The organism is Pseudoclavibacter chungangensis (assembly GCF_013410545.1).
GTDB classification, from domain to species: domain Bacteria; phylum Actinomycetota; class Actinomycetes; order Actinomycetales; family Microbacteriaceae; genus Pseudoclavibacter; species Pseudoclavibacter chungangensis.
On sequence record NZ_JACCFV010000001.1, the window covers coordinates 1101168 to 1123339 of the forward strand.

Consider the following 22172-nt stretch of genomic DNA (forward strand, 5'->3'; position numbering starts at 1 on the left):
TCTCCCCGTTCCCCCGTCGCGGTCGCGACCGTCACGAGTCGAAGGAAGCAAAGATGTCCTCTCAGCAATTCCCTCCGGGCAACGGCGGGCAGCCAGGCGGTTGGGGGCAGCAGCCCTCCAACGGGTACGGTTCGCCGCAGCCGGGTCAGGGAGGCTACGGGACCCAGCCGGGCCAGGGTGGCTACGGTTCGCCGCAGCCCGGCCAGGGTGGCTACGGTTCGCCGCAGCCCGGCCAGGGCGGTTACGGTTCGCCGCAGCCGAGTCAGGGCGGTTACGGTTCGCCGCAGCAGGGCCAGGGTGGCTACGGTTCACCGCAGCCGGGCGGCTCGTTCGGGCAGGGGGGCGGCTTCGGCCAGTCCGCGGGGCCCTACGGCCAGCAGACCTCCGTGGTCCCGGCCACGCCGCAGTACGGTGCACCCGGAGCGCAGTTCGGCGGCCCCCCGCAGCCCAGGAAGAACCGGACGCCGCTGTTCATCTCGCTCGGTGCCGTCGCGCTCGTGGTCCTCCTCGTCGGTGGGTTCTTCATCGCCGAACTCGTGACGCGATCGGGCGCCGTCTCGGCCCTCGAGGACAAGGCGGCCGCGGTCAGCATCAAGCAGCCGGACGGTGAGGCCGCCGCGTTCACCGTCGAGCCGCCCGGAGGGCTGTACCTGTTCCGCAGCGTGTACGACCAGCTCGTCTTCACGGGCGGGAACGACCCCGCGACGACGTTCACCGTGACCAACCAGCCGACGGATCTCTCGAAGCCCGCCGAACGGATCGACACCGTCACGACCGTGAGCGGTGAGGCGTTGATCGCGATGGCCGAGGTCAACGGCAACAGCATCGAAGACTTCGCCGACGACTACAAGGTCGTCATGAACGACGGAAGCATCACCATCACCTTCGCGTACCCGGACGTCCCGGGCGCCGAGGTCCAGATGGACTTCACGTTCTCGGCAGACGGCAGGAACCTCGTCACGGAGTTGACGAAGGCGACGGTCGTCCTGGGGTCGCAGACGCAGGACCTCGGGCTGCCGCGCGACCCCACGTCGACTCGGGAGATCTGCGGCAGCCTCTCGGGTGGCGATCCGCAACTCACCTCGATCGATGTGAAGAAGAGCGGCATCAGTGCCGCCTGGACGGTGAGCGGTGAGGCCGCGAGGCTCGACAACCTCAGCACGATCGGGGACTGTCTGGGGAGCTGATGTCGAGCGTCGCCCCGGTCCTCTCGACCGGGGCGACGCTCGTCAGCAGGAACGCGACCAGGTGTGGGATCGAACGGAGCACAGGCCCATGGACCAGCGAGACGGACGCGGTGGCGACGGCCGCCCGTGGTGGGGTGAGGTCACCGGTGGCCACGCCGACGCGACACCGACCGAGGCGTTCCCCACCGATCCGTTCGCGCCTCGTGGCGCGGGGGAGGGCTGGGGCGGGAACCCGGGCGCGACGGCCGATTGGGAGCGGGGGCCCGCGTCCGACGAGGACGCCATGACCGTGCCCCTCCACCTGCTCGAAACGGATGGCTCGGAGGACGACGAGGGTGCACGGCCGCCCCACGCCGCCGACGGGGCGCCTGCGGCGCCGACGGTCGCCTTCCCCGCACCGGGTGGGCAGCCGGCGCCGTTCGGGGCGGCACCGTTCGGGGCTGCACCGTTCGGAGCGAGCACCGGCACGGGGCAACCGTTCGGCTCGGCGCCCGACGCGTTCGGTCCGCCCTCGCCCCACGTCTCGCCGCACGACGGCTCGCACGCCGGCGGCGCGGATCGACCCGCGGGGACGGTGTGGGGAACGCCGGCGCCCCCGCAGGCTCGACCGGACGCGGGGACGGACCCGCAGCCGGGCGCGGGAGCGCCGCAGCCCGGTTACGGGCAGCCGTCCGCGTTCGGGCAGCCCGCCGGCTCCGGGCAGCCGTCGGGTTTCGGGCAGCCGTCCGCGTTCGGGCAGCCCGTGGGCTCCGGGCAGCCGTCGGGTTTCGGGCAGCCCGTGGGACCCGGGCAGCCGTCGGGCTCCGGGCAACAGTTCGGCCCCGGACCGTTCGCGGATCCTGGGCAGGCAGCGCCGACGGGTCGACCGCCCGTCGACGGTGGGTCCGCGACGTTCGGTGTCCCCGAGCGTGCGAGCGGACACGGCAGCCTCGTGCCCATCACACCGAGCGGCGCCCCTTCGCCCGGCTCCGACCCGCGCGGCTCCGACCCGCGCGGCTACGATCCGCACGGCTACGACCCGACCGGCTATCCGTCCGGTCCCGCGGCCGAGCGCGGGGCACTCGACGTCAGCCGGCCCCAACAGGTGCCCGTGTACGGACTTCGGACGGTCGGGGAGCACGGCGGACAACCACCGTTCCCCCCACACGGCGGCGCCGGGGCTCCCGCCGCGCGACGCGCCCGACCTGCACTGTGGATCTGGACCTCGGTCGCGGTCGTCGTCCTGCTCGTCGCCGGGGTCGTCGCCGCCGAGTTCATCACCCGCGCGCAGACGGCCGGCAGGATCGACGATCTCGCCGCATCGATCGCGCTCACGACGGACGCGGGGGACGCCGTCGAGGGACCGTTCTCGGCCGAGATCGTCGACGGCGGGAGCTCGCTCCTGCAGGCGATGGGCGGGACCATCGACCACGTGCACATCGAGGCGCCGGACCAGCGCGTCGATGGCGAGTCGCTCTCGACCACCTTCGATCTCCACGAGGTTCCCGTCGGCCTCGACGGCCCCGCGGGGCGTGTCGACGTCACGCTCGGCGCCGACCCCGAGGCGCTCCTGCAACTGCTCGAGTACGAGATCGACACGTCGCTCACCGACGGACTCGAACTCACCTCGACGGAACTCTCGGGCGACGCGCTGCACTTCGAGTACACGTCCGCATACGGCATCGTCGTCACCCACGACCTCGAGATCCACGCCGAGGACGGGAAGATCGTCCTCTCTCCGACGAACTACACGATGACCCTCTTCGGATACGACCTCGATCTCGGCGACGGCGACCCGGTCGAACTCGGGCTGTGTGCGGATTCCGGACTCGACGGCACGATGGAGGACATCACGACCGAGAGCGGGCGATTCGTGCTGACGTGGTCGGTGACGGGCGCCGCACCGACGCCCCAGGGACTCGCCGAGGCCTGGTCCTGCATCTGACGTCGGAGCCGGTGCGGGCCCGCCGGTACCATGGCGGGGTGCCAGAAACCGACGCCATCGCCGACAACCCGCTCGCCCCGGAATGGTTGACCACCCCGTCGGACCCGAACGATCTGCCGGACGGCGTCTGGCCGTCCTCCGCCCACCGCGACGCCGACGGGACGCTCGTCGTCGGCGGCGTTCGCGTCGACGAGCTCGCCGAGCGATTCGGGACCCCGCTCTACGTCGTCGACGAGGGGGAGTTCCGCGAACGGGCGAGCTCGGCCCTCTCGGCGTTCCGCGACGCGTTCGCGGCGATCGGCGGTGAGGCCCGCGTCTACTACGCGGGCAAGGCGCTCCTCACGATCGACGTCGCGCGCTGGGCGACGGAGGAGGGGCTCGCCGTCGACACGGCGTCGGAGGGGGAACTGACCGTCGCCCTCCGCGCCGGCGTGCCGGCCGAACGCATCGGGTTGCACGGGAACAACAAATCCGACCGGGCCCTCAATCTCGCGACGAGCGCGGGCATTGGAACCGTCGTGCTCGACTCGTTCCAGGAGGTGCCGCGGGTCGCGGCGGCCGCCACGTGCAACGGCGTCGTGCAGAACGTGCGGATCCGCGTCAACTCCGGCGTCCACGCCTCGACGCACGACTACCTCGCGACGGCACACGAGGACCAGAAGTTCGGCGTGCCGCTCGACCAGGTCGAGGCCATCGCGGCCGACGTCCGCGCCGAACCCTCGCTGCGCCTGCTCGGGCTGCACGCCCACATCGGCTCGCAGATCTTCGACGGCGACGGGTTCCACGAGTCCGCTCGTCGTCTCCTCGCCGTCCACGCCCGTCTCCTCGCCGACGGTGACCTGCCCGAGCTGAACCTCGGCGGGGGATTCGGGATCGCCTACACGGCCGCCGACGCGCCACGCCCCCTCGCCGAGATCGCCGATGGACTCGCACGATTCGTGGCCGCCGAGTGCGCGCGACTCGACATCCCCGTGCCGCTCGTCGGATTCGAACCGGGGCGGCGCATCGCGGGCCCGGCCGGGGTCACGCTCTACCGGACGGGCACCACGAAACCCGTCGAGGTGCCGACCGAGGACGGGGCGGCCACGAGGCTCTACGTCTCCGTCGACGGCGGCATGAGCGACAACGCGCGGCCCGCGCTGTACGGGGCCGACTACAGCGTCCGCATCGCGGACCGCTCGAGCGACGAGCCACCGGCACTCGTCCGGGTCGTGGGGATGCACTGCGAATCCGGTGACATCGTCGTTCTGGCAGACTATCTCCCCGGGGACGTCCAGCCGGGCGACCTCCTCGCGGTCCCCGCCACCGGGGCGTACTGCTGGGCGATGTCCAGCAACTACAACTCCGTTCCGCGGCCGGGCATCGTCGCCGTCCGTGACGGCCGCGCCCGCGTCATCGTGCGCGGAGAGACCATCGACGACCTCATGGCGCGCGACACCGGCGCCCCCGCCCCGACCAAGGAGCACCCGTGATCGAACACCGCACCCTGCGAGTCGCCCTGCTCGGAGCCGGATCGGTCGGCTCCCAGGTCGCCCGCCTTCTCCTGGAGCAGGCCGACGAACTCGCGTCGCGAGCGGGGGCCGGGCTCGAACTCATCGGCATCGCCGTCCGCGACGTCGACGCGAAGCGCGATGTCGACCTCCCGCACGAGCTGTACACGACCGACGCCGACCAGCTCATCCTGCAGGCCGACGTCGTCATCGAGCTCATGGGGGGCATCGAGCCCGCGCGCTCGCTCATCATGCTCGCCCTCGAGACCGGGGCCGACGTGGTCACGGCGAACAAGGCGCTCGTCGCGGCCCACGGGCCCGAACTGTTCTCGCTCGCCGAGCGTGTCGGTGCCCAGCTCCACTACGAGGCCGCCGTCGCGGGCGCGATCCCGATCATCCGTCCGCTGCGTGACAGCCTCGCCGGTGACCGCGTCGACCGCATCCTCGGCATCGTCAACGGCACGACGAACTTCATCCTCGACCGCATGGACACGCGCGGCGACACGCTCGAGGAGGCGCTGCGCATCGCGACCGACCTCGGCTACGCCGAGGCCGACCCCACCGCCGACATCGAGGGCCACGACGCACAGCAGAAGGCCGCGATCCTCGCCTCGATCGCTTTCCACACCGAGGTGCCCGTGGACCGCGTGCACCGCGAGGGGATCACGAAGGTCACGAGCGCGCAGATCGAGCAGGCCGCCCGAGCGGGCTACGTCGTGAAGCTCCTCGCGATCTGCGAGCGAACGCACGGCGCCGACGGGGAGGAGGGCGTCTCCGCCCGCGTGTACCCCGCGCTCGTCGCGCGCAGCCACCCGCTCGCCTCCGTGCACGGCGGCAACAACGCCGTGTTCGTGCAGGCCGCGGCGGCCGGGAGCCTCATGTTCTACGGTGCGGGCGCGGGCGGTGTCGAGACCGCGTCCGCCGTCCTCGGCGACGTCGTGTCCGTCGCGCGCCGCCGCGTCCAGGGCGGCCCCGGGCTGGGGGAGTCGATGCACGCCGGGCTCCCAGTGCTCGACATCGACGACATCACGACGCGCTACCACATCTCGCTCGCGGTCGCGGATCGCCCCGGCGTCCTCGCCGCCGTCGCGAGCCTGTTCTCCGAACTCGACGTCTCGGTCGAGACGCTCGAACAGTCGATCCCGCAGCGCGACCCGGCGGAGGAGCCGGATCCGGACGGATTCGGCGCGCACGCTACGCTGGTCATCGGAACGCACGCCGCGAGCGAGGGCTCCCTCGCCGCCGTCGTGCAGGCACTCGCCGAGAGCGAGTTCGTTCATCGCGTCACGGGCGTGCTCCGCGTCGAGGGTGCGATCTAGGCCGCTGGGCGTCTCGCGGCCGGTGCCGCGCACCAACCAACTGAGCAAGAGGCAGGTTTCCATGGCAGGGCAGTGGCAGGGCGTCATCCGCGAATACGCCGAGTTCCTCGACGTGACGGAGGCCACGCCCGTCGTCACGCTCGGCGAGGGCGGCACGCCGCTCATCCCGGCGCGCGCACTCGGTGCGCGCACGGGGGCCGAGGTGTGGGTGAAGTACGAGGGCATGAACCCGACGGGCTCGTTCAAGGACCGTGGCATGACGATGGCCGTCTCGAAGGCCGTCGAGCACGGCGCGAAGGTCGTCGTGTGCGCGTCGACTGGCAACACCTCGGCGTCCGCGGCGGCGTACGCGGCGAACGCGGGCATCGAGGCGGCGGTGCTCGTGCCCGAGGGCAAGATCGCCATGGGCAAGCTCTCGCAGGCGATCGCGCACAACGCGCGCCTCCTGCAGGTCCGCGGCAACTTCGACGACTGCCTCGAGATCACGCGTGAACTCGACCGCGACTACCCCGTCCACCTCGTCAACTCGGTCAACAACGACCGCATCGAGGGGCAGAAGACGGCGGCGTTCGAGATCATCGACGTCCTCGGCGACGCGCCCGACTTCCACTTCATCCCCGTCGGCAACGCGGGCAACTACACGGCCTACACGCGCGGCTACCGCGAGTTCGCCGAACTCGGGCGCGCGACGAAGCTCCCGCGCATGTTCGGCTTCCAGGCGACGGGCGCGGCACCCATCGTGCGCGGTGAGGTCGTCACCCAGCCCGAGACGATCGCGTCCGCGATCCGCATCGGCAATCCGGCGTCGTGGGGCCCCGCGCTCGAGGCGCGGGACGAGACGAACGGCTACTTCGGGGCGATCGACGACACGAAGGTCCTCGAGGCGCAGCGCATCCTCGCTGCCGAGGTCGGCGTGTTCGTGGAGCCGGCGAGCGCCATCTCCGTCGCCGGCCTGCTCGAGCGGGCCGAGGCGGGACAGGTGCCCGCCGGTGCCCGTGTCGTCCTCACGGTGACGGGACACGGCCTCAAGGATCCACAGTGGGCGCTCAAGACGGCCGACGGCGGCGACATCGAACCGACCGTCGTTCCCGCCGACGTGGCCACGGTCGCCCAGGCGCTCGGACTCGGCGCATGAGCGCCGTCACGACGGGACGCACGGTCGACGTGCGCGTCCCCGCGACGAGCGCGAACCTCGGTCCCGGCTTCGACACGCTCGGCCTCGCGCTCGCGCTGTACGACGAACTGACCGTGGAGGCGGCACCGGCCGGCGTCCTCGAGATCGAGGTCGAGGGGGTCGGCGCCGACGACGTGCCGCGCGACGCATCGCACCTCGTCGTGCGCGCCATCGCCCACGCCCTCGCGGACTTCGGGTACGACATGCCGGGCCTGCGGATCCACGCCCGAAACAGCATCCCGCACGGTCGCGGCCTCGGGTCCTCCGGCGCCGCGATCGTCTCGGGCATCATGGCCGCCGTCGGCCTCGTGGCCGATCAGCGCGAGATCGGGTCCGACGACATCCTCCGCCTCGCGACCGAGCTCGAGGGGCACCCCGACAACGTCGCCCCCTGCATCTTCGGTGGCCTCACGATCGCGTGGGTCTCGACCGACGGCAGCCCGCACTCCAAGCAATTGCTCGTGCACCGCGGCATCTCACCGATCGTGCTCATCCCGGTCGAGACGATGTCGACCCAGCTCGCGCGGAGCCTGCAGCCCGCCCAGGTCCCGCACGCCGACGCGATCTTCAACGTGTCGCGCTCCGCGCTGCTCATCGCGGCGCTCGTGCAGAGCCCCGAGGTGCTGCTCGAGGCGACCGAGGACCGGCTCCACCAGAACTATCGGGCGAGCGCGATGCCGAAGACCGCCGGGCTCATCGAGCGACTGCGTGCCGAGGGACTCCCGGCGGTCGTGTCGGGCGCCGGGCCGAGCATCCTCGTCCTGTGCGAGAACCCCGCTCAGCGTCTCGTCGCCGCGCGCATCGCCGAGCAGGACACGTCCACGACGTGGCGGGCCATCATGCCCGCCGTCGATGTGCTGGGTGCTACAGTGGTGGCGAGATCGGCCGAGACGGTTCTTCCGTCGGCGTAGCAGCCAGCCGGTCCCACCCATCCAGACGAGGCATTGGCCGCGCTCCGTGTCCAGAGCGCTCTCCTCAAGGGGAACGCGCAGTTCGACGGCACGCGTACATCGCGTGGCACTGCCGCTTCGCTGCGTCCGCAGAGCGGACAGATCAAGGACATGACCACATGACGAACACCACCGGCGCCGACGGCGCCACCACCGGCGTGCCGCTGACCGCGATGCGGGTGCCCGATCTGCAGGCGCTCGCGTCGCAGCTCGGTATCCGCGGCGCGGCGCGACTGCGCAAGCGCGAGCTCATCGCGGCGATCGAGGAGGCCCAGGGCGGCGCTGATGCGTCGGCCCCGACGGAGGACGCAGAGGTGCAGCCGGCGCCCGAGGCGTCCGCCGAGCAGGCGAGCCTCGTCGCCGAGGCCCCGGCCGACGAGGCCGCAGCCGACGAGGCCACCGCCGAGGCGCCCGCTGCCGAGCCCGCCACCGATGCGGCCGTGACGACGGAGACCGACGCGGCAGCGACGACCGATCCGATCGCGGACGCCGTCTTCGCCGACCACGCCGGGAACGAGAACGGCGGCTCCAAGCGCCGTCGACGCGACGAGCGCACGGGCAAGGGCAAGGGCGCCGCGAAGAACGCCGAGCCCGAGGCGCCCCTCTCGCTCGACGACCTCGTCCTGCCCCCGGCACGCGGCGAGGGCGAGGACGAGTCGTCCCAGGAGGACGGCCGTCGCCGTCGCCGCGTCACGACCGAATCGGGATCGCCCGAGGTCGAGCGCGACGACGAGAACGACGAGAACGAGGGCCGCCCGGGCGGCCGCAAGCGCAGCCGGGGTCGCGGCCGCCGTGGTCGCGGCGACAGCGCCGAGGGCACGAACGAGCAGGAGCAGGACGACTCGTCGGACGACGACGAGAACGTCGGCGAGGACGAGTCGCAGAACGAGGGGCAGGGCGGCCGCCGCTCGCGGTCCCGTTCGCGCGGCCGCGGTGGCGACAACCAGAACGGCAACACCGCTCACGACGACGACGACGAGCGTGGCCGCGGCCGTGGCCGCTACCGCGACCGCAAGCGCGGCCGCGGTGCGAGCGACGACGTCGACCCCGACTACTCGCCCGACGACGTCCTGCTGCCCGTCGCCGGCATCCTCGACGTGCTCGACAACTACGCGTTCGTGCGCACGAGCGGCTACCTCCCCGGCCCGAACGACGTCTACGTCTCGCTCGGCCAGGTGAAGAAGTACGGGCTGCGCAAGGGCGATGCGATCGTCGGCGCGATCCGCCAGCCCCGCGAGGGCGAGCAGCAGCACGGTCGCCAGAAGTTCAACGCGCTCGTGAAGTTCGACTCCATCAACGGCCAGTCGACCGACGAGGCCACCGCGCGGCCGTCGTTCGACGACCTCACCCCGCTGTACCCCGAGGAGCGTCTGCGCCTCGAGACGGCGGAGGGGCGCCTCACGCAGCGTGCCATCGACCTCTTCGCCCCGATCGGCAAGGGCACGCGCGGCCTCATCGTCGCGCCGCCCAAGTCGGGCAAGTCGGTCGTGCTCCAGCAGATCGCGAACGCGATCGCCGAGAACAGCCCCCAGACGCACCTCATGGTCGTGCTCGTCGACGAGCGTCCCGAGGAGATCACGGCCATGCGCCGCTCGATCCGCGGCGAGGTCGTCGCATCGGCGTTCGACCTGCCCTCCGAGGACCACACGACGATCGCGGAGCTCGCGATCGAGCGCGCGAAGCGGCTCGTCGAGCTCGGTCACGACGTCGTCGTGCTGCTCGACTCGATCACCGAGCTCGCGCGTGCCTACAACCTCACGGCACCCGCGTCCGGACGCATCCTGTCGGGCGGTGTGGACGCGTCGGCGCTGTACCCGCCGAAGCGCTTCTTCGGTGCCGCGCGCAATGTCGAGAACGGCGGCTCGCTCACGATCCTCGCGACCGCGATGGTCGAGACGGGCTCGCGCACCGACGAGGTCATCCTCGAGGAGTTCGCCGGCACCGGGAACATGGAGATCCGACTTTCGCGCGAGATCGCCGACAAGCGCATCTTCCCCGCGCTCGACATCCGCAACTCGGGCACCCTCAAGGAGGAGATGCTCCTCAGCCCGGCCGAGGTCGACGCCACGTGGCGCATTCGTCGTGACCTGACGGCGGGGGAGACGCAGGGGTCGCTCGAGTCGGTGCTCACGCGCCTCGCCGAGACGCCCACGAACGCCGAGTTCCTCGCGAGCGTGAGCCGTCAGCCGATCGAGAGCGCCGCGCCGCGGGCACGTCGATGAGCGTCGACGAGTTCGGCGACTCGCTGCGCACCCTGCGCGCCGAGCACGCCGAACTGCAGGAACAGCTCGCCGATCCCGAACTGCACGCGAACGCGGCGCGGGCGAAGCGCGTGAACCGTCGCTACGCGGAGCTCTCGCAGATCCTCGCGGCCGACGACCAGCGCGCCGCGCTCGGCGACGACCTCGAGGCGGCGCGTGAACTCGCGAAGGAGGACGAGTCCTTCGCGCAGGAGGTGCCGGCGCTCGAGACGCGGCTGCACGAGGCGCAGGAGAAGCTGCGCCGTCTGCTCATCCCGCGCGACCCGGACGACGGGCGCGACGTCATCATGGAGATCAAGGGCGGTGAGGGCGGCGAGGAGTCGGCGCTCTTCGCCGCCGATCTCCTGCGCATGTACACGCACTACGCCGAGCAGCGCGGCTGGAAGACCGAGATCCTCGCGTCGACCGAGTCGGACCTCGGCGGGTTCAAGGACGTGCAGGTCGCGATCAAGAGCCAGGCGAACGATCCCAGTGAGGGCGCCTGGGCGTCGCTCAAGTACGAGGGCGGGGTGCACCGCGTGCAGCGCGTGCCCGCGACCGAGTCGCAGGGACGCATCCACACGTCGACGACGGGCGTGCTCGTCTTCCCCGAGGTCGACGAGCCGGAGGAGATCGAGATCAATCAGAACGATCTCAAGATCGACGTGTACCGCTCGTCCGGCCCCGGCGGGCAGTCGGTCAACACGACCGACTCTGCGGTGCGCATCACGCACCTCCCGACGGGAATCGTCGTGTCGATGCAGAACGAGAAGTCGCAGATCCAGAACCGGGCTGCCGCGATGCGCGTGCTGCTCGCCCGCCTCCTCGCGCACCAGCAGGAGGAGCTCGACGCGCAGGCCTCGGACGCGCGCAAGAGCCAGATCCGCTCGATGGACCGCTCGGAGCGCATCCGCACGTACAATTTCCCGGAGAACCGCATCGCGGATCACCGCACGGGATACAAGTCGTACAACCTCGACCAGGTCATGAACGGCGCCCTGGGGCCCGTCATCGAGTCGGCGATCCGCGCCGACGAGGAGGCGCGCCTCGCCGCCCTGGGCTCCGCGACGGACTGATCACTCCGCGCACGCCCACGACGAATGCCGGGTGGTTTTCGGGGTTCCGGGTCACCCGGAACCCCGAAAACCACCCGGCATTCGTCGGTGGTGGGGTCGAGATCAGATCTCGTAGTAGCCGACCAGGGCCGCTTCGCTCGGTGTCTGCTTGCGCTGCTTCGCCGGGACACCCGTGAGGACCGAGCCCGCCGGGGCGTCGCGCGTGACGACCGCGTTCGCGCCGACGCGCGTGTGGTCACCGATGACGATCGGCCCGAGCAGCTTCGCGCCCGCCCCGATGAGCACGCCGTCACCGAGCGTCGGATGACGTTTGACCTTCTTCGTCGACGTCCCGCCGAGCGTGACCCCGTGGTAGATCACGACGTCGTCGCCGATCTCGGCCGTCTCGCCGATGACGACGCCCATGCCGTGGTCGATGAACAGGCGTCTGCCGATCGTCGCGCCGGGGTGGATCTCGACGCCCGTCAGGAACCGCGCGAACTGGGACACGGTGCGGGCGAGGAACTTCCCGCCCGGGGTGCGCCAGAGACGGTTCGCGACACGGTGCGCCCACACGGCGTGGAGCCCCGAGTAGTTGACGACGATCGAGAGCGTGCTGCGCGCGGCGGGGTCACCCGCGCGGACCGCGCGGACGTCTTCGCGGACACGCGCGAACGCGGCGTCGAACGGGAGCCGACGCCGCGTCGCGGGAGGAGGAACCGCCACGAGGTCAGTCGCGGAGGTCGTCGAACAGCACGGTCGACAGGTAGCGCTCGCCGGTGTCGGGAACGATCACGACGATGTTCTTGCCCTCGTTCTCGGGGCGCTTCGAGAGCTCGAGGGCGGCCCACACGTTGGCGCCCGTCGAGATACCGCCGAAGATGCCCTCGGTCGCGGTGAGTTCGCGCGAGACGCGGATCGAGTCCTCGAGCGTCGCGTCGAACACCTCGTCGATGACGTCGCGGTCGAGGATGTCCGGCAGGAAGTTCGCGCCGAGGCCCTGGATCTTGTGCGGGCCGGCCTTGCCCTGCGTGAGGAGCGGCGAGTCGGCGGGCTCGACGGCGACGATCTTCACCTCGGGCTTGCGCTCCTTGAGCACCTGGCCGACGCCCGTGATCGTCCCGCCCGTGCCGATGCCGGCGACGAAGACGTCGACCTGCCCGTCGGTGTCGTTCCAGACCTCTTCCGCCGTCGTCTCACGGTGGATCTGCACGTTCGCCTCGTTCTCGAACTGACGGGCGAGCACGGCACCGGGCGTCTGCTCGACGATCTCCGCCGCCTTCGCGACCGCTCCGCGCATCCCCTCGGCGCCGGGCGTGAGGACGAGCTCGGCGCCGAACGCCTTGAGCAGCTGACGGCGCTCGAGCGACATCGTCTCGGGCATCGCGAGGATGACGCGGTAGCCGCGGGCGGCACCGATGAGGGCGAGCGCGATGCCCGTGTTGCCGCTCGTGCCCTCGACGATCGTGCCACCGGGCTGCAGCTCGCCGGACTGCTCGGCGGCCCGGATGATGCCGAGGCCGAGGCGGTCCTTCACCGACGAGCCGGGTGCGAAGAACTCGAGCTTCGCGTACACGTTCGCGACGCCCGTGTTGATCCGGCCGAGCTTGACGAGCGGAGTGCGGCCGATGGCCTCGGTGATGTCGCTGTAGATGATTCCGGACACAGATGCTGCCTAACTCTCGGGGTGTGAGGACGTTGCGCGGGCACGGGAGACACGCGGTGCGTGCCCGCACCGGAAACGCTATCGAACGGCTCCTGCTCGGCCCGTCACAATTCGTCGTTCGCGGTGCCGCCGCCCGGTCGCCGCGCGGCGACGTCCGGTCGTCGCACGGGCGATGACGGAACCGACCACCCCGGCCGGTCGCGGCGACGTCGTGGACGGGGCACGGTGCCGACGCACCACGGGAACGGGCCGGTGCTGCCACACTGTGCGGATGACGAACGGCATGGCGGCGGTGCGCGCGCGGGCACGGACCGTGCTCGCGCGCAGCGGATTCCCCGACGTGAACACCGAGGCGGACGCGCTCATCGCGGGCGTGCTCGGCCGCTCCCGCGGCGACGTCGCGCTCGACGCGCTGCTCGACCGGTCGGTCCCCGCCGAGTCGGTCACCGCGATCGAGGCCGCACTCGCTCGTCGTGCCCGGCGGGAACCGCTGCAGCACCTCACCGGACGCGCGGCCTTCTGCGACATCGAACTGCACGTGGGACCGGGCGTCTTCGTCCCGCGGCCCGAGACCGAACGGCTCGTGGAACTCGCGGTCGAACGGATGCCGTCCCGGGCCCCCGCCGTCGTCGACCTGGGATCCGGCTCGGGGGCCATCGCGATCGCGGTCGCCCGCGCGCTCCCGGGGGCACGCGTCTGGGCCGTGGAGTCCTCGCCGCGGGCATGGCCGTGGCTCGTGCGGAACGTCCGCGAGTTCGGCGACGGGCGTGTCGTCCCGGTCTTCGGTCGTCTGGCCGAGGTGGAGCTCCCCGATGCCCCGCGTGCGCTCGACGCGGTCCTGAGCAATCCGCCCTACATCCCGCGCGCGGACGAACCCAGCGACCCCGAGGTCCGGCTCTTCGACCCGGCCGCGGCGCTGTACGGGGGAGCGGACGGCCTCGACGACGTCCGGCGCATCGTCGCCCACGCCGCGGCGTGCCTCACGCCCGGCGGGATCGTGCTGCTCGAACACGACGAGCGGCAGGGCGGGGCGATCCGATCGCTGCTCGCCGCGGCCGGGTTCGAGGCGGGGGAGACGAGCACCGACCTGACGGGCCGCGAACGCCTGACGGGGGCCGTCGCGCCCGGTGCGTGAGGCGCCGGACGGCCGGACGGTGTCGTCGGGCGTGGCGTCGCGGGCCTCCCGGCGCGACTATCATGGGCCGGGATATGGCACGGATCTACGATTGCTCGGCCCAGGACCAACAGGACCTCGGTACCCGCATGGCCACGTCGGCCCTCGGACGCGGCGAGCTCGTCGTCGTCCCCACCGACACGGTCTACGGCATCGCGGCCGATGCCTTCTCGCCCGATGCGGTGGCCGCGCTCCTCGCGGCGAAGGGCCGCACACGCCAGTCGCCGCCCCCCGTGCTCGTCGCCGACGAGTCGACCGTCCGGGCACTCGCCGCGATCGTCCCGGACGAGGTCGGGGAATTGCTCTCGCGCTTCGCCCCCGGCCCGCTCACCGTCATCCTGCCCGCACAGCCGTCGCTGCGATGGGATCTGGGTGACACGGCCGGCACGGTCGCACTCCGCATCCCCGATCAGCCCGTCGCCCTCGCGCTCCTGCGCCAGGCAGGACCTCTCGCGGTCTCGAGCGCGAACCGGCACGGCGAGCCGCCGGCCGAGACCGCGCAGGATGCCGTCGCGGCACTCGGTTCCGGGGTCGAGGTGGCGCTCGACGCCGGCCGCATCGGCGGCACGCCGTCGACGATCATCGACGCGACGGCGCTCGCGCGCGGCGCGGGCGGCTCTGTGCACATCGTCCGCCAGGGGGCGCTCTCGGCGGACGAGCTGCGAACGGTGCTCGGCGATCTGCTCGTCGAGCCCGTGACCGGCGGGTAAGTCGTGCGCTACTACGCCATCCTCATCGTGGTGACCGCGGTCGCCACGTGCCTGCTGTGCTGGGGCGTCTATCGGCTCGCCATGAGGCACCGGTGGTACCCGGCGGTGCGCGAGCGGGACGTGCACGCGACGCCCAAGCCGAGGCTCGGCGGCATCGCGATGTACATCGGGTTCCTGGGTTCGCTCGCACTCGGGTCCTACTTCCCCCACCTCGGGCTCGTGTACGCCGACCCCGGCAGGATCTGGGCGATCGTCGGTGCGGCGACGCTCATCGTCGGCATCGGCGTGCTCGACGACGTCGTCGATCTCGACTGGATGACGAAGCTCGCGGGGCAGATCGCCGCCGCGTTCCTCCTCGCGTGGCAGGGCGTCGCGATCACGTCGTTGCCGATCGGTGGCCTGACGGTCGGCTCGCAGTGGATGTCGCTCGTCATCACGGTGCTCGCGATGGTGCTCGTCATGAACGCGGTGAACTTCATCGACGGTCTCGACGGACTCGTCGCGGGCGTCGCGATCATCGCGAACGGCGTGTTCCTCGTGTACAGCTACCTGCTGAGCGAGTTCGCCGGACAGACGGGGCGGTTCACGCTCGCGGCCCTCCTCTCGGCCGTCGTCGTGGGCATCTGCCTCGGCTTCCTGCCCTGGAACTGGAACCCGTCGAAGATGTTCATGGGGGACGGGGGAGCGTTGCTCGTCGGGCTCCTCATGGCGACGAGCGCGATCTCCGTCACGGGCGACGTCGACCCGCGCACGATCCGCACGGCCCAGCTGCTGCCGGCGTTCGTCCCCCTCATCATCCCCTTCGCGGTGCTCGTCGTCCCGCTCCTCGATTTCTCGATGGCCGTCATCCGGCGGATGCTCGCGGGCAAGTCGCCGTTCACGGCAGACCGCAAGCACCTGCACCACCGTCTGCTCGACATGGGGCACTCCCAGCGGCAGGCCGTCCTGGTCTTCTACGCGTGGTCCGCGGTCGTGTCCATCGGTGCCCTGCTGCCGTTCGTCGTCGCACAGGCGTGGGTGCCGTTCGCGTTCGTGATCGTGGGTGGCATCGTCTGCACGGTCGTCACGCTCTCGCCGATCTCGCAGCGGAAGCTCGCCGAGAAGCGCGCGCAGCGCACCGTCTCGACGGTCGACGACACGCACGATCCGCTCGACCAGCTCGGGCAGGAACACGCCGACGCGCAGCGTCGGGTCGTGACGGCTCGAGCGGGCCACGGTACCGGGCTCACGGGATCCTCGCGCGCCGAGGCCGAACCCGTCACGGGGACGGCCGTCGGTGCCCACACCGGCGCCGACACGCGTGCCGAGACAGATACGCGAGCCGAGGCCGACACCGATGTCGACGAGCCCGCCGCCGAGCCGTGTCGCGACGAGCCGGCGTCGGCCGCCGATGGCCGGATCGAAGCGGCCGACGAGGTCACCGTCGCCGACGAAACGGACGACGTGCCCGGTCGACGGGACCCGAACGCCGCCGACGACGAGAACCACGACGGCGCGGCGGCCACACGGCGTGGCCGCGCCCGCACCCCCGAGACCGCCCACCGCGACGAACCCGAGGAATCCAGATGAGTACCGCCCAGACCCCGACCTCCGTCCCCGTCTTCCGCCGCGTGCTCACGTGGTCCGCCGTCGTCGCCGCGGGCGTCGCCGTGATCGGCGGTGCGGTCGGCTTCGTCGTGGCGGGCTTCGACGGCATGCTGTCGGCACTTGTCGGGGCCGGGATGACGCTCCTGTTCGCCGCGATCACGGTCGTCTCGCTCCTGCTCGCCGCGCACCTCGACAACATCTTCTTCATGGCCGTCGTGCTCGGCGCGTGGCTGCTGAAGTTCGTGCTGTTCCTCGGCATCATGCTCGCCGTCAAGGACGCCGCGTTCGTGCACCAGTGGACGCTGTGGGGCTCGCTCGTCGCCGCCGTCGTCGGAACGCTCGTGGTCGACGTCGTGTGCGTCGTCCGCGCCCGCATCCCGAACACGGGGGACGTCGACCTCACCCCTCGCGGGGAGCGCGAGGACTGAACCTTCGGGGGGAGTTCGCGCTCACGAACCTTGGGATTTCTTGATAAGCTTGTCCCCGGCCGGGGTTGGTCGACATTCTGTGTCGCGCCCCGCTTGCCCTGATTCACACCGCGAGGATCGCGTGCGATCGTCGTGCCCACGACAGGAGACGTCACTCTGTACGCTTCAGCCCTGAATCTTCCGGTTTTCATCGCTGCTGCTGAGGACGACGGAACGTTCCACCCGCCGTCGCTCGATCACGAGTTCAACCTCCCGGGCATCCTGTTCGACGGCACGCCGTTCGAGCTCAACCGCATCCTCCTGGTCCGCCTCCTCGCGATCGCCGTCATGGTCTTCCTCTTCTGGCTCGCGCTGCGCAAGCCGACGGTCGTCCCCGGCAAGGGCCAGTCCATCGCGGAGCTCGCGCTCGGTTTCGTGAAGGACCAGATCGCGGACGGCGTCCTCGGTGAGAAGCTCGGCCGCAAGTACCTGCCGCTGCTCGCGGCCATGTTCTTCGGCATCTTCGCGATGAACATCACGGGCATCATCCCGGGCCTCAACATCGCGGGCACGTCGCTCATCGGAATGCCGATCGTGCTCGCGGTCGTCGCGTACATCGCGTTCATCTACGCGGGCTTCAAGGAGGCCGGTGCGTGGACGTTCTTCCGCAACGCACTCTTCCCGCCCGGTGTGCCCGTGTACATGTACATCCTGCTCACGCCCATCGAGTTCGTGAACATCTTCGTCGTGCGGCCCGTCTCGCTCGCCCTTCGTCTGTTCCTCAACATGATGGTCGGCCACCTCCTGCTCGTGCTCTGCTACGGCGCGACCTGGTTCTTCGTCATCACCCTCGGTGGCGCGGACGCCCTCTTCGGCATCCCGACCCTGCTCGGTGGCTTCGTCATGACGCTCGTCGAGATGCTCGCCTCGATCCTGCAGGCCTTCGTCTTCACGCTCCTGACGGCCGTCTTCATCCAGCAGGCCGCCGCCAAGTCCCACTGACCCCTCGATCTCCCGCAGACGTCGACCGACGTCACCACCCATACGGAAGGAACCCCTGTGGACACCACCACGCTCGCCGAGATCTCCGGCAACATCGCCACCGTCGGTTACGGCCTCGCCGCGATCGGCCCCGGCATCGGCATCGGTATCGTCGCCGGCAAGACCGTCGAGGCCATGGCGCGCCAGCCCGAGATGGCCGGTCGCCTCCAGGTGACGATGTTCCTCGGTATCGCCTTCACCGAGCTGCTCGCCTTCATCGGCGTCGCCACCTACTTCATCTTCGCGTCGTAGGGCGGCGAGAGATGATCAGCATCGCAGCAGAGGAAGGGGCATCGGGCTTCAACGTCCTGTTCCCCGCCGTCTACGACATCGTCTGGTCGCTCGTCGTCTTCGTCGTCATCGGTCTCTTCTTCTGGAAGTTCGTGATCCCCCAGTTCCGCAAGGTGCTGGACCAGCGCGAAGAACAGATCGAGGGCGGGATCCGGAAGGCCGAGCAGGCCCAGAAGGAAGCCGCCTCGAACAAGGCCGAGCACGAGGAGCTCCTCAAGAGCGCTCGCGTCGAGGCCGCGGAGATCCGTGACCAGGCGCGTGCCGAGGCCGAGCAGATCCGCGCCGAGAAGAAGGCCGAGCTCCAGGCGGAGCTCGACCGTCAGACCGCCGCGGCGAAGGCCCAGATCGAAGCCGAGCGGCAGGCGGCCATCGTGTCGCTCCGCTCGGAGGTCGGATCGCTCGCGGTCGACCTCGCCTCGCGCGTCGTCGGTGAGAGCCTCACGAATGACCAGCGTTCCACGGCACTCGTCGACCGCTTCCTGGCCGACCTCGACTCCGCACCCGCGGCGGGGACGCAGAACTGATGGGCAGCGCGACCACGCAGGCGCTCACCACCGTGAAGCGCGAGATCGACCGCACGACGGGCGGCACGCTCGCGGCCGCGCGTCAGTTGTTCGACGCCGTCGACGCGATCAACGCGACGCCCGCGTTGCGGGGCGAGCTCTCGCACGCGGGCATCTCGGCCGAGCAGCGTCGGGCGCTCGTGCAGCGCCTGTTCGCCGACCGCGTCGCGCCCCAGGTCGCAACGATCCTCACGGCAGCGGCCGGTGAGCGCTGGTCGAACGAGCGAGAGTTCTCGGTCGGACTCCAAGAGATCGGCGTCCGCGCCGTCGCTCACTTCACCGCACCGAACGAGCGTCTCGGTCAGGAGCTGCAGGAGTTCCTGCAGGTCGTGACCGCGAACCCCGAACTCGAGCTCAGCCTCGGTTCGAGGCTCGGGTCGTCGGACGCGAAGGCCGCGCTCGTGCGTCGCCTGTTCGGGGGGCGCCTCTCGGACGCCGCGATCACGATCCTCGAGCACCTCGTCGCGCACCCGGGCGGACGTCGCGTGCGTCGACTGGTCGACTGGGCGACGGCGATCGTCGCCGACCAGGCGGACCGCCAGGTCGCGACCGTCCAGGTCGCGAAGCCGCTCGCGAGCGAGCAGCTGCGCAAGCTGCAGCTCGGCCTCCGCAAGCGCTTCGGCCGGCCCGTCGCGATCAACCAGGTCGTCGACCCCGCGATCATCGGTGGGCTGCGCGTGCAGCTCGGCGACGACGTGATCGACGACTCGATCCAGGCGAAGCTCAGCCACCTCCGTCGCCAATTCGCGTAGCCGCGCGATCAGATTCTCCGGGGTTCGGCCCCGCACACTTAGGGAAGAACATGTCAGAACTCACGATCAACCCGGATGAGATCCGCGACGCGCTCCGCGACTTCGCCGGCTCCTACCGTCCGCAGGGTGCGACCGAGAACGAGGTCGGCACGGTCATCGACGCGGCGGACGGCATCGCGCACGTCGAGGGGCTGCCCGGCGTCATGGCGAACGAGCTCATCACGTTCGCCGACGGCACGCAGGGTCTCGCGCAGAACCTCGGCGAGAACGAGATCGGTGTCGTCGTCCTCGGTGAATTCACCGGGATCGTCGAGGGCATGGAGGTGCGCCGCACGGGTGAGGTGCTCTCCGTCCCCGTCGGCGAGGGCTACCTCGGCCGCGTCGTGAACGCGCTCGGTGAGCCGATCGACGGCCTCGGCGACGTCGAGACCGAGTCGCGTCGTGCGCTCGAGCTGCAGGCGCCCGGCGTCATGCAGCGCAAGAGCGTCCACGAGCCGCTCGAGACCGGCATCAAGGCGATCGACGCGATGATCCCCGTCGGCCGCGGCCAGCGTCAGCTCATCATCGGTGACCGCCAGACCGGGAAGACGGCGATCGCGATCGACGCGATCATCAACCAGAAGGCGAACTGGGAGTCGGGAGACGCCACGAAGCAGGTGCGCTGCATCTACGTCGCCATCGGCCAGAAGGGCTCGACGATCGCCTCCGTCAAGGGTGCGCTCGAGGACGCCGGTGCCATGGAGTACACGACGATCGTCGCGTCGCCGGCCTCCGACCCCGCGGGCTTCAAGTACCTCGCCCCCTACACCGGTTCGGCCATCGGCCAGCACTGGATGTACCAGGGCAAGCACGTCCTCATCATCTTCGACGACCTCTCGAAGCAGGCCGAGGCGTACCGTGCCGTGTCGCTCCTGCTGCGCCGTCCCCCGGGACGCGAGGCGTACCCCGGTGACGTCTTCTACCTGCACTCGCGCCTCCTCGAGCGTTGCGCGAAGCTGAGCGACGAGCTCGGTGCCGGTTCGATGACGGGTCTTCCGATCATCGAGACGAAGGCGAACGACGTGTCGGCCTACATCCCGACGAACGTCATTTCGATCACCGACGGCCAGATCTTCCTGCAGTCCGACCTCTTCAACGCGAACCAGCGTCCCGCGGTCGACGTGGGTATCTCGGTCTCGCGAGTCGGTGGCGACGCGCAGCAGAAGCACATCAAGAAGGTGTCGGGAACGCTCAAGCTCGAGCTCGCCCAGTACCGCTCGCTGCAGGCGTTCGCGATGTTCGCCTCCGACCTCGACGCGGCCAGCCGCCGTCAGCTCGAGCGCGGTGCGCGTCTCACCGAGCTCCTCAAGCAGCCGCAGTACTCGCCGCACCCCATCGAGGAGCAGGTCGTCTCGATCTGGGCCGGCACGAACGGCAAGCTCGACGAGGTCGCGGTGGAGGACGTGCTGCGCTTCGAGTCGGAGCTCATGGACTACCTGAACCGCAACTCCGACGTGCTCGAGCGGCTGCGCACCTCGGGCAAGCTCGAGGACGACACGCTCGCCGACATGGAGAAGGCGGTCGACGCGTTCGCCAAGACCTTCCAGCCCGGTGAGGGGAAGCCGCTCGACGCGATCGGCTCCGAAGAGTTCGAGGCGGCCGACGAGGCCGACGTGAACCAGGAGAAGATCGTCCGGGGCAAGCGCTCCTAGCGCGAGCCAGGAGCGACAGGAGAACCATGGGAGCACAACTTCGGGTCTACCGGCAGAAGATCAAGTCTGCCCAGACGATGAAGAAGGTCACCCGTGCCATGGAGCTGATCGCGACCTCGCGAATCACGAAGGCCCGGGCACGGATGGCGGAGTCCAACCCGTACGCGAAGGCGGTCACGCAGGCCGTCTCGGCGGTCGCGACCCACACCGACGTCGATCACCTGCTCGTCACCGAGCGCACGCCCGTCCGTCGCGCCGCGGTCCTCGTTTTCACGAGCGACCGCGGCCTGAACGGCGCGTTCTCGTCGAGCGTCCTCAAGGAGACGGAGGAGCTCGCGAAGCTCCTCGTCTCGCAGGGCAAGGAGGTGGTCTACTACCTCGTCGGACGCAAGGCGCAGGGCTACTTCGCGTTCCGCAACCGCGAGAGCATCCGACAGTGGTCCGGTGAGACGGACGCGCCGACGTTCCCGACGGCACAGGAGATCGGCCAGGAGCTCGTGAACACGTTCGCGAAGCCCTACGAGGACGGTGGCGTGGAGGAGATCCACGTCGTCTACAACCGGTTCGTCAACCTGGTGAGCCAGGTGCCGTCGGTCGTGCGGCTGCTGCCGCTCGAGGTGGTCGAGGGCGTCGACGAGCCGGGCGAGGACGAGTCGATCTTCCCGCTCTACGACTTCGAGCCGGACGCCGAGACCGTGCTGAACGAGCTGCTGCCCGCGTACATCGAGGCGCGCCTGTTCAACGCGATGCTCCACTCGGCGGCCTCGGAGCTCGCCGCCCGTCAGCGGGCGATGAAGTCGGCCTCCGACAACGCAGACAAGCTCGTGAAGGACTACACCAGGCTCGCGAACAACGCTCGCCAGGCCGAGATCACGCAGCAGATTTCCGAGATCGTGGGCGGCGCTGACGCGCTCGCCACGGCATGACCGCGCGCCGCCGCAGAGAAGAAGG

General features: G+C 70.5%; 20 protein-coding genes. 18 read left to right on the forward strand and 2 right to left on the reverse strand.

Annotation, left to right across the window (positions count from 1 at the left end; translation table 11 throughout):
- The first annotated feature begins 53 nt into the window (after positions 1-53).
- The 8 genes from HNR16_RS04915 to prfA all read left to right on the forward strand — a co-directional run bounded on the left by HNR16_RS04915 (position 54) and on the right by prfA (position 11360).
- Positions 54-1187: a hypothetical protein gene (locus tag HNR16_RS04915; RefSeq protein ID WP_179558006.1), complete on the forward strand. Its 1134-nt coding sequence runs from the start codon at positions 54-56 to the stop codon at positions 1185-1187.
- Positions 1188-1275: 88 nt separating this feature from the next.
- Positions 1276-3111 (forward strand): LmeA family phospholipid-binding protein, encoded by a 1836-nt coding sequence (locus tag HNR16_RS04920; RefSeq protein WP_158040495.1) that lies wholly within the window; start codon positions 1276-1278, stop codon positions 3109-3111.
- A 56-nt stretch (positions 3112-3167) separates the two neighbouring features.
- Positions 3168-4583: a diaminopimelate decarboxylase gene (lysA, locus tag HNR16_RS04925; RefSeq protein WP_158040529.1), complete on the forward strand. Its 1416-nt coding sequence runs from the start codon at positions 3168-3170 to the stop codon at positions 4581-4583.
- The gene (locus HNR16_RS04930) at positions 4580-5920 is read left to right on the forward strand and encodes a homoserine dehydrogenase (RefSeq protein WP_158040494.1); all 1341 of its coding nucleotides are present in this window, start codon (positions 4580-4582) and stop codon (positions 5918-5920) included. The genes lysA and HNR16_RS04930 overlap by 4 nt, the downstream gene beginning before the upstream one ends.
- A gap of 61 nt (positions 5921-5981) precedes the next feature.
- A complete protein-coding gene (gene thrC / locus HNR16_RS04935) occupies positions 5982-7055 on the forward strand; it encodes a threonine synthase (RefSeq protein WP_158040493.1) in 1074 nt (357 codons plus the stop codon).
- The gene (gene thrB, locus HNR16_RS04940; protein ID WP_158040492.1) at positions 7052-8005 is read left to right on the forward strand and encodes a homoserine kinase; all 954 of its coding nucleotides are present in this window, start codon (positions 7052-7054) and stop codon (positions 8003-8005) included. The genes thrC and thrB overlap by 4 nt, the downstream gene beginning before the upstream one ends.
- Positions 8006-8163: 158 nt before the next feature.
- A complete protein-coding gene (gene rho, locus HNR16_RS04945; RefSeq protein WP_158040491.1) occupies positions 8164-10266 on the forward strand; it encodes a transcription termination factor Rho in 2103 nt (700 codons plus the stop codon).
- Positions 10263-11360, forward strand: coding sequence for a peptide chain release factor 1 (gene prfA, locus HNR16_RS04950; RefSeq protein ID WP_158040490.1), 1098 nt, complete (start codon positions 10263-10265; stop codon positions 11358-11360). The genes rho and prfA overlap by 4 nt, the downstream gene beginning before the upstream one ends.
- 102 nt (positions 11361-11462) lie before the next feature.
- On the opposite strand, the gene epsC is transcribed toward prfA, so the two are convergent.
- Together epsC and cysK are read right to left on the reverse strand one after the other, a co-directional pair.
- On the reverse strand, positions 11463-12065 hold the full coding sequence (epsC, locus tag HNR16_RS04955) for a serine O-acetyltransferase EpsC (protein ID WP_158040489.1): 603 nt from the start codon (positions 12063-12065) through the stop codon (positions 11463-11465).
- A 4-nt stretch (positions 12066-12069) separates the two neighbouring features.
- A complete protein-coding gene (gene cysK / locus HNR16_RS04960) occupies positions 12070-13005 on the reverse strand; it encodes a cysteine synthase A (protein ID WP_179558108.1) in 936 nt (311 codons plus the stop codon).
- Positions 13006-13276: 271 nt separating this feature from the next.
- Between cysK and prmC the strand changes: the two genes are divergently transcribed.
- The 10 genes from prmC to HNR16_RS05010 all read left to right on the forward strand — a co-directional run bounded on the left by prmC (position 13277) and on the right by HNR16_RS05010 (position 22147).
- Positions 13277-14140, forward strand: coding sequence for a peptide chain release factor N(5)-glutamine methyltransferase (gene prmC / locus HNR16_RS04965; protein WP_158040488.1), 864 nt, complete (start codon positions 13277-13279; stop codon positions 14138-14140).
- A 74-nt stretch (positions 14141-14214) separates the two neighbouring features.
- A complete protein-coding gene (locus HNR16_RS04970) occupies positions 14215-14889 on the forward strand; it encodes an L-threonylcarbamoyladenylate synthase (RefSeq protein ID WP_158040487.1) in 675 nt (224 codons plus the stop codon).
- Positions 14890-14892: 3 nt separating this feature from the next.
- Positions 14893-16458, forward strand: a complete 1566-nt coding sequence (locus HNR16_RS04975; RefSeq protein ID WP_158040486.1) for an MraY family glycosyltransferase — start codon at positions 14893-14895, stop codon at positions 16456-16458.
- Entirely contained in the window at positions 16455-16904 is a 450-nt protein-coding gene (locus HNR16_RS04980; RefSeq protein ID WP_158040485.1) for a Cg1360 family ATP-synthase-associated protein, read from the forward strand. The genes HNR16_RS04975 and HNR16_RS04980 overlap by 4 nt, the downstream gene beginning before the upstream one ends.
- A 132-nt stretch (positions 16905-17036) precedes the next feature.
- A complete protein-coding gene (atpB, locus tag HNR16_RS04985; RefSeq protein WP_225737845.1) occupies positions 17037-17885 on the forward strand; it encodes a F0F1 ATP synthase subunit A in 849 nt (282 codons plus the stop codon).
- 57 nt (positions 17886-17942) lie between these two features.
- A complete protein-coding gene (gene atpE, locus HNR16_RS04990) occupies positions 17943-18176 on the forward strand; it encodes an ATP synthase F0 subunit C (protein ID WP_158040484.1) in 234 nt (77 codons plus the stop codon).
- Between the two features lie 11 nt (positions 18177-18187).
- The gene (locus HNR16_RS04995) at positions 18188-18739 is read left to right on the forward strand and encodes a F0F1 ATP synthase subunit B (protein ID WP_158040483.1); all 552 of its coding nucleotides are present in this window, start codon (positions 18188-18190) and stop codon (positions 18737-18739) included.
- The gene (locus HNR16_RS05000; protein WP_158040482.1) at positions 18739-19530 is read left to right on the forward strand and encodes a F0F1 ATP synthase subunit delta; all 792 of its coding nucleotides are present in this window, start codon (positions 18739-18741) and stop codon (positions 19528-19530) included. The genes HNR16_RS04995 and HNR16_RS05000 overlap by 1 nt, the downstream gene beginning before the upstream one ends.
- Positions 19531-19580: 50 nt before the next feature.
- A complete protein-coding gene (gene atpA / locus HNR16_RS05005) occupies positions 19581-21221 on the forward strand; it encodes a F0F1 ATP synthase subunit alpha (RefSeq protein WP_158040481.1) in 1641 nt (546 codons plus the stop codon).
- A gap of 26 nt (positions 21222-21247) precedes the next feature.
- Positions 21248-22147 (forward strand): F0F1 ATP synthase subunit gamma, encoded by a 900-nt coding sequence (locus HNR16_RS05010; RefSeq protein ID WP_158040480.1) that lies wholly within the window; start codon positions 21248-21250, stop codon positions 22145-22147.
- Positions 22148-22172: the final 25 nt, after the last annotated feature.

Bases quoted from the DNA above. Each gene is read 5' to 3' on its own strand.
- thrB (WP_158040492.1), top strand. From the start codon at position 7,052: ATGAGCGCCGTCACGACGGGACGCACGGTCGACGTGCGCGTCCCCGCG.
- prmC (WP_158040488.1), top strand. From the start codon at position 13,277: ATGACGAACGGCATGGCGGCGGTGCGCGCGCGGGCACGGACCGTGCTC.
- HNR16_RS04915 (WP_179558006.1), top strand. From the start codon at position 54: ATGTCCTCTCAGCAATTCCCTCCGGGCAACGGCGGGCAGCCAGGCGGT.
- HNR16_RS04970 (WP_158040487.1), top strand. From the start codon at position 14,215: ATGGCACGGATCTACGATTGCTCGGCCCAGGACCAACAGGACCTCGGT.
- HNR16_RS04995 (WP_158040483.1), top strand. From the start codon at position 18,188: ATGATCAGCATCGCAGCAGAGGAAGGGGCATCGGGCTTCAACGTCCTG.
- prfA (WP_158040490.1), top strand. From the start codon at position 10,263: ATGAGCGTCGACGAGTTCGGCGACTCGCTGCGCACCCTGCGCGCCGAG.
- HNR16_RS04920 (WP_158040495.1), top strand. From the start codon at position 1,276: ATGGACCAGCGAGACGGACGCGGTGGCGACGGCCGCCCGTGGTGGGGT.
- thrC (WP_158040493.1), top strand. From the start codon at position 5,982: ATGGCAGGGCAGTGGCAGGGCGTCATCCGCGAATACGCCGAGTTCCTC.
- atpA (WP_158040481.1), top strand. From the start codon at position 19,581: ATGTCAGAACTCACGATCAACCCGGATGAGATCCGCGACGCGCTCCGC.
- HNR16_RS05000 (WP_158040482.1), top strand. From the start codon at position 18,739: ATGGGCAGCGCGACCACGCAGGCGCTCACCACCGTGAAGCGCGAGATC.
- HNR16_RS04980 (WP_158040485.1), top strand. From the start codon at position 16,455: ATGAGTACCGCCCAGACCCCGACCTCCGTCCCCGTCTTCCGCCGCGTG.
- rho (WP_158040491.1), top strand. From the start codon at position 8,164: ATGACGAACACCACCGGCGCCGACGGCGCCACCACCGGCGTGCCGCTG.
- HNR16_RS05010 (WP_158040480.1), top strand. From the start codon at position 21,248: ATGGGAGCACAACTTCGGGTCTACCGGCAGAAGATCAAGTCTGCCCAG.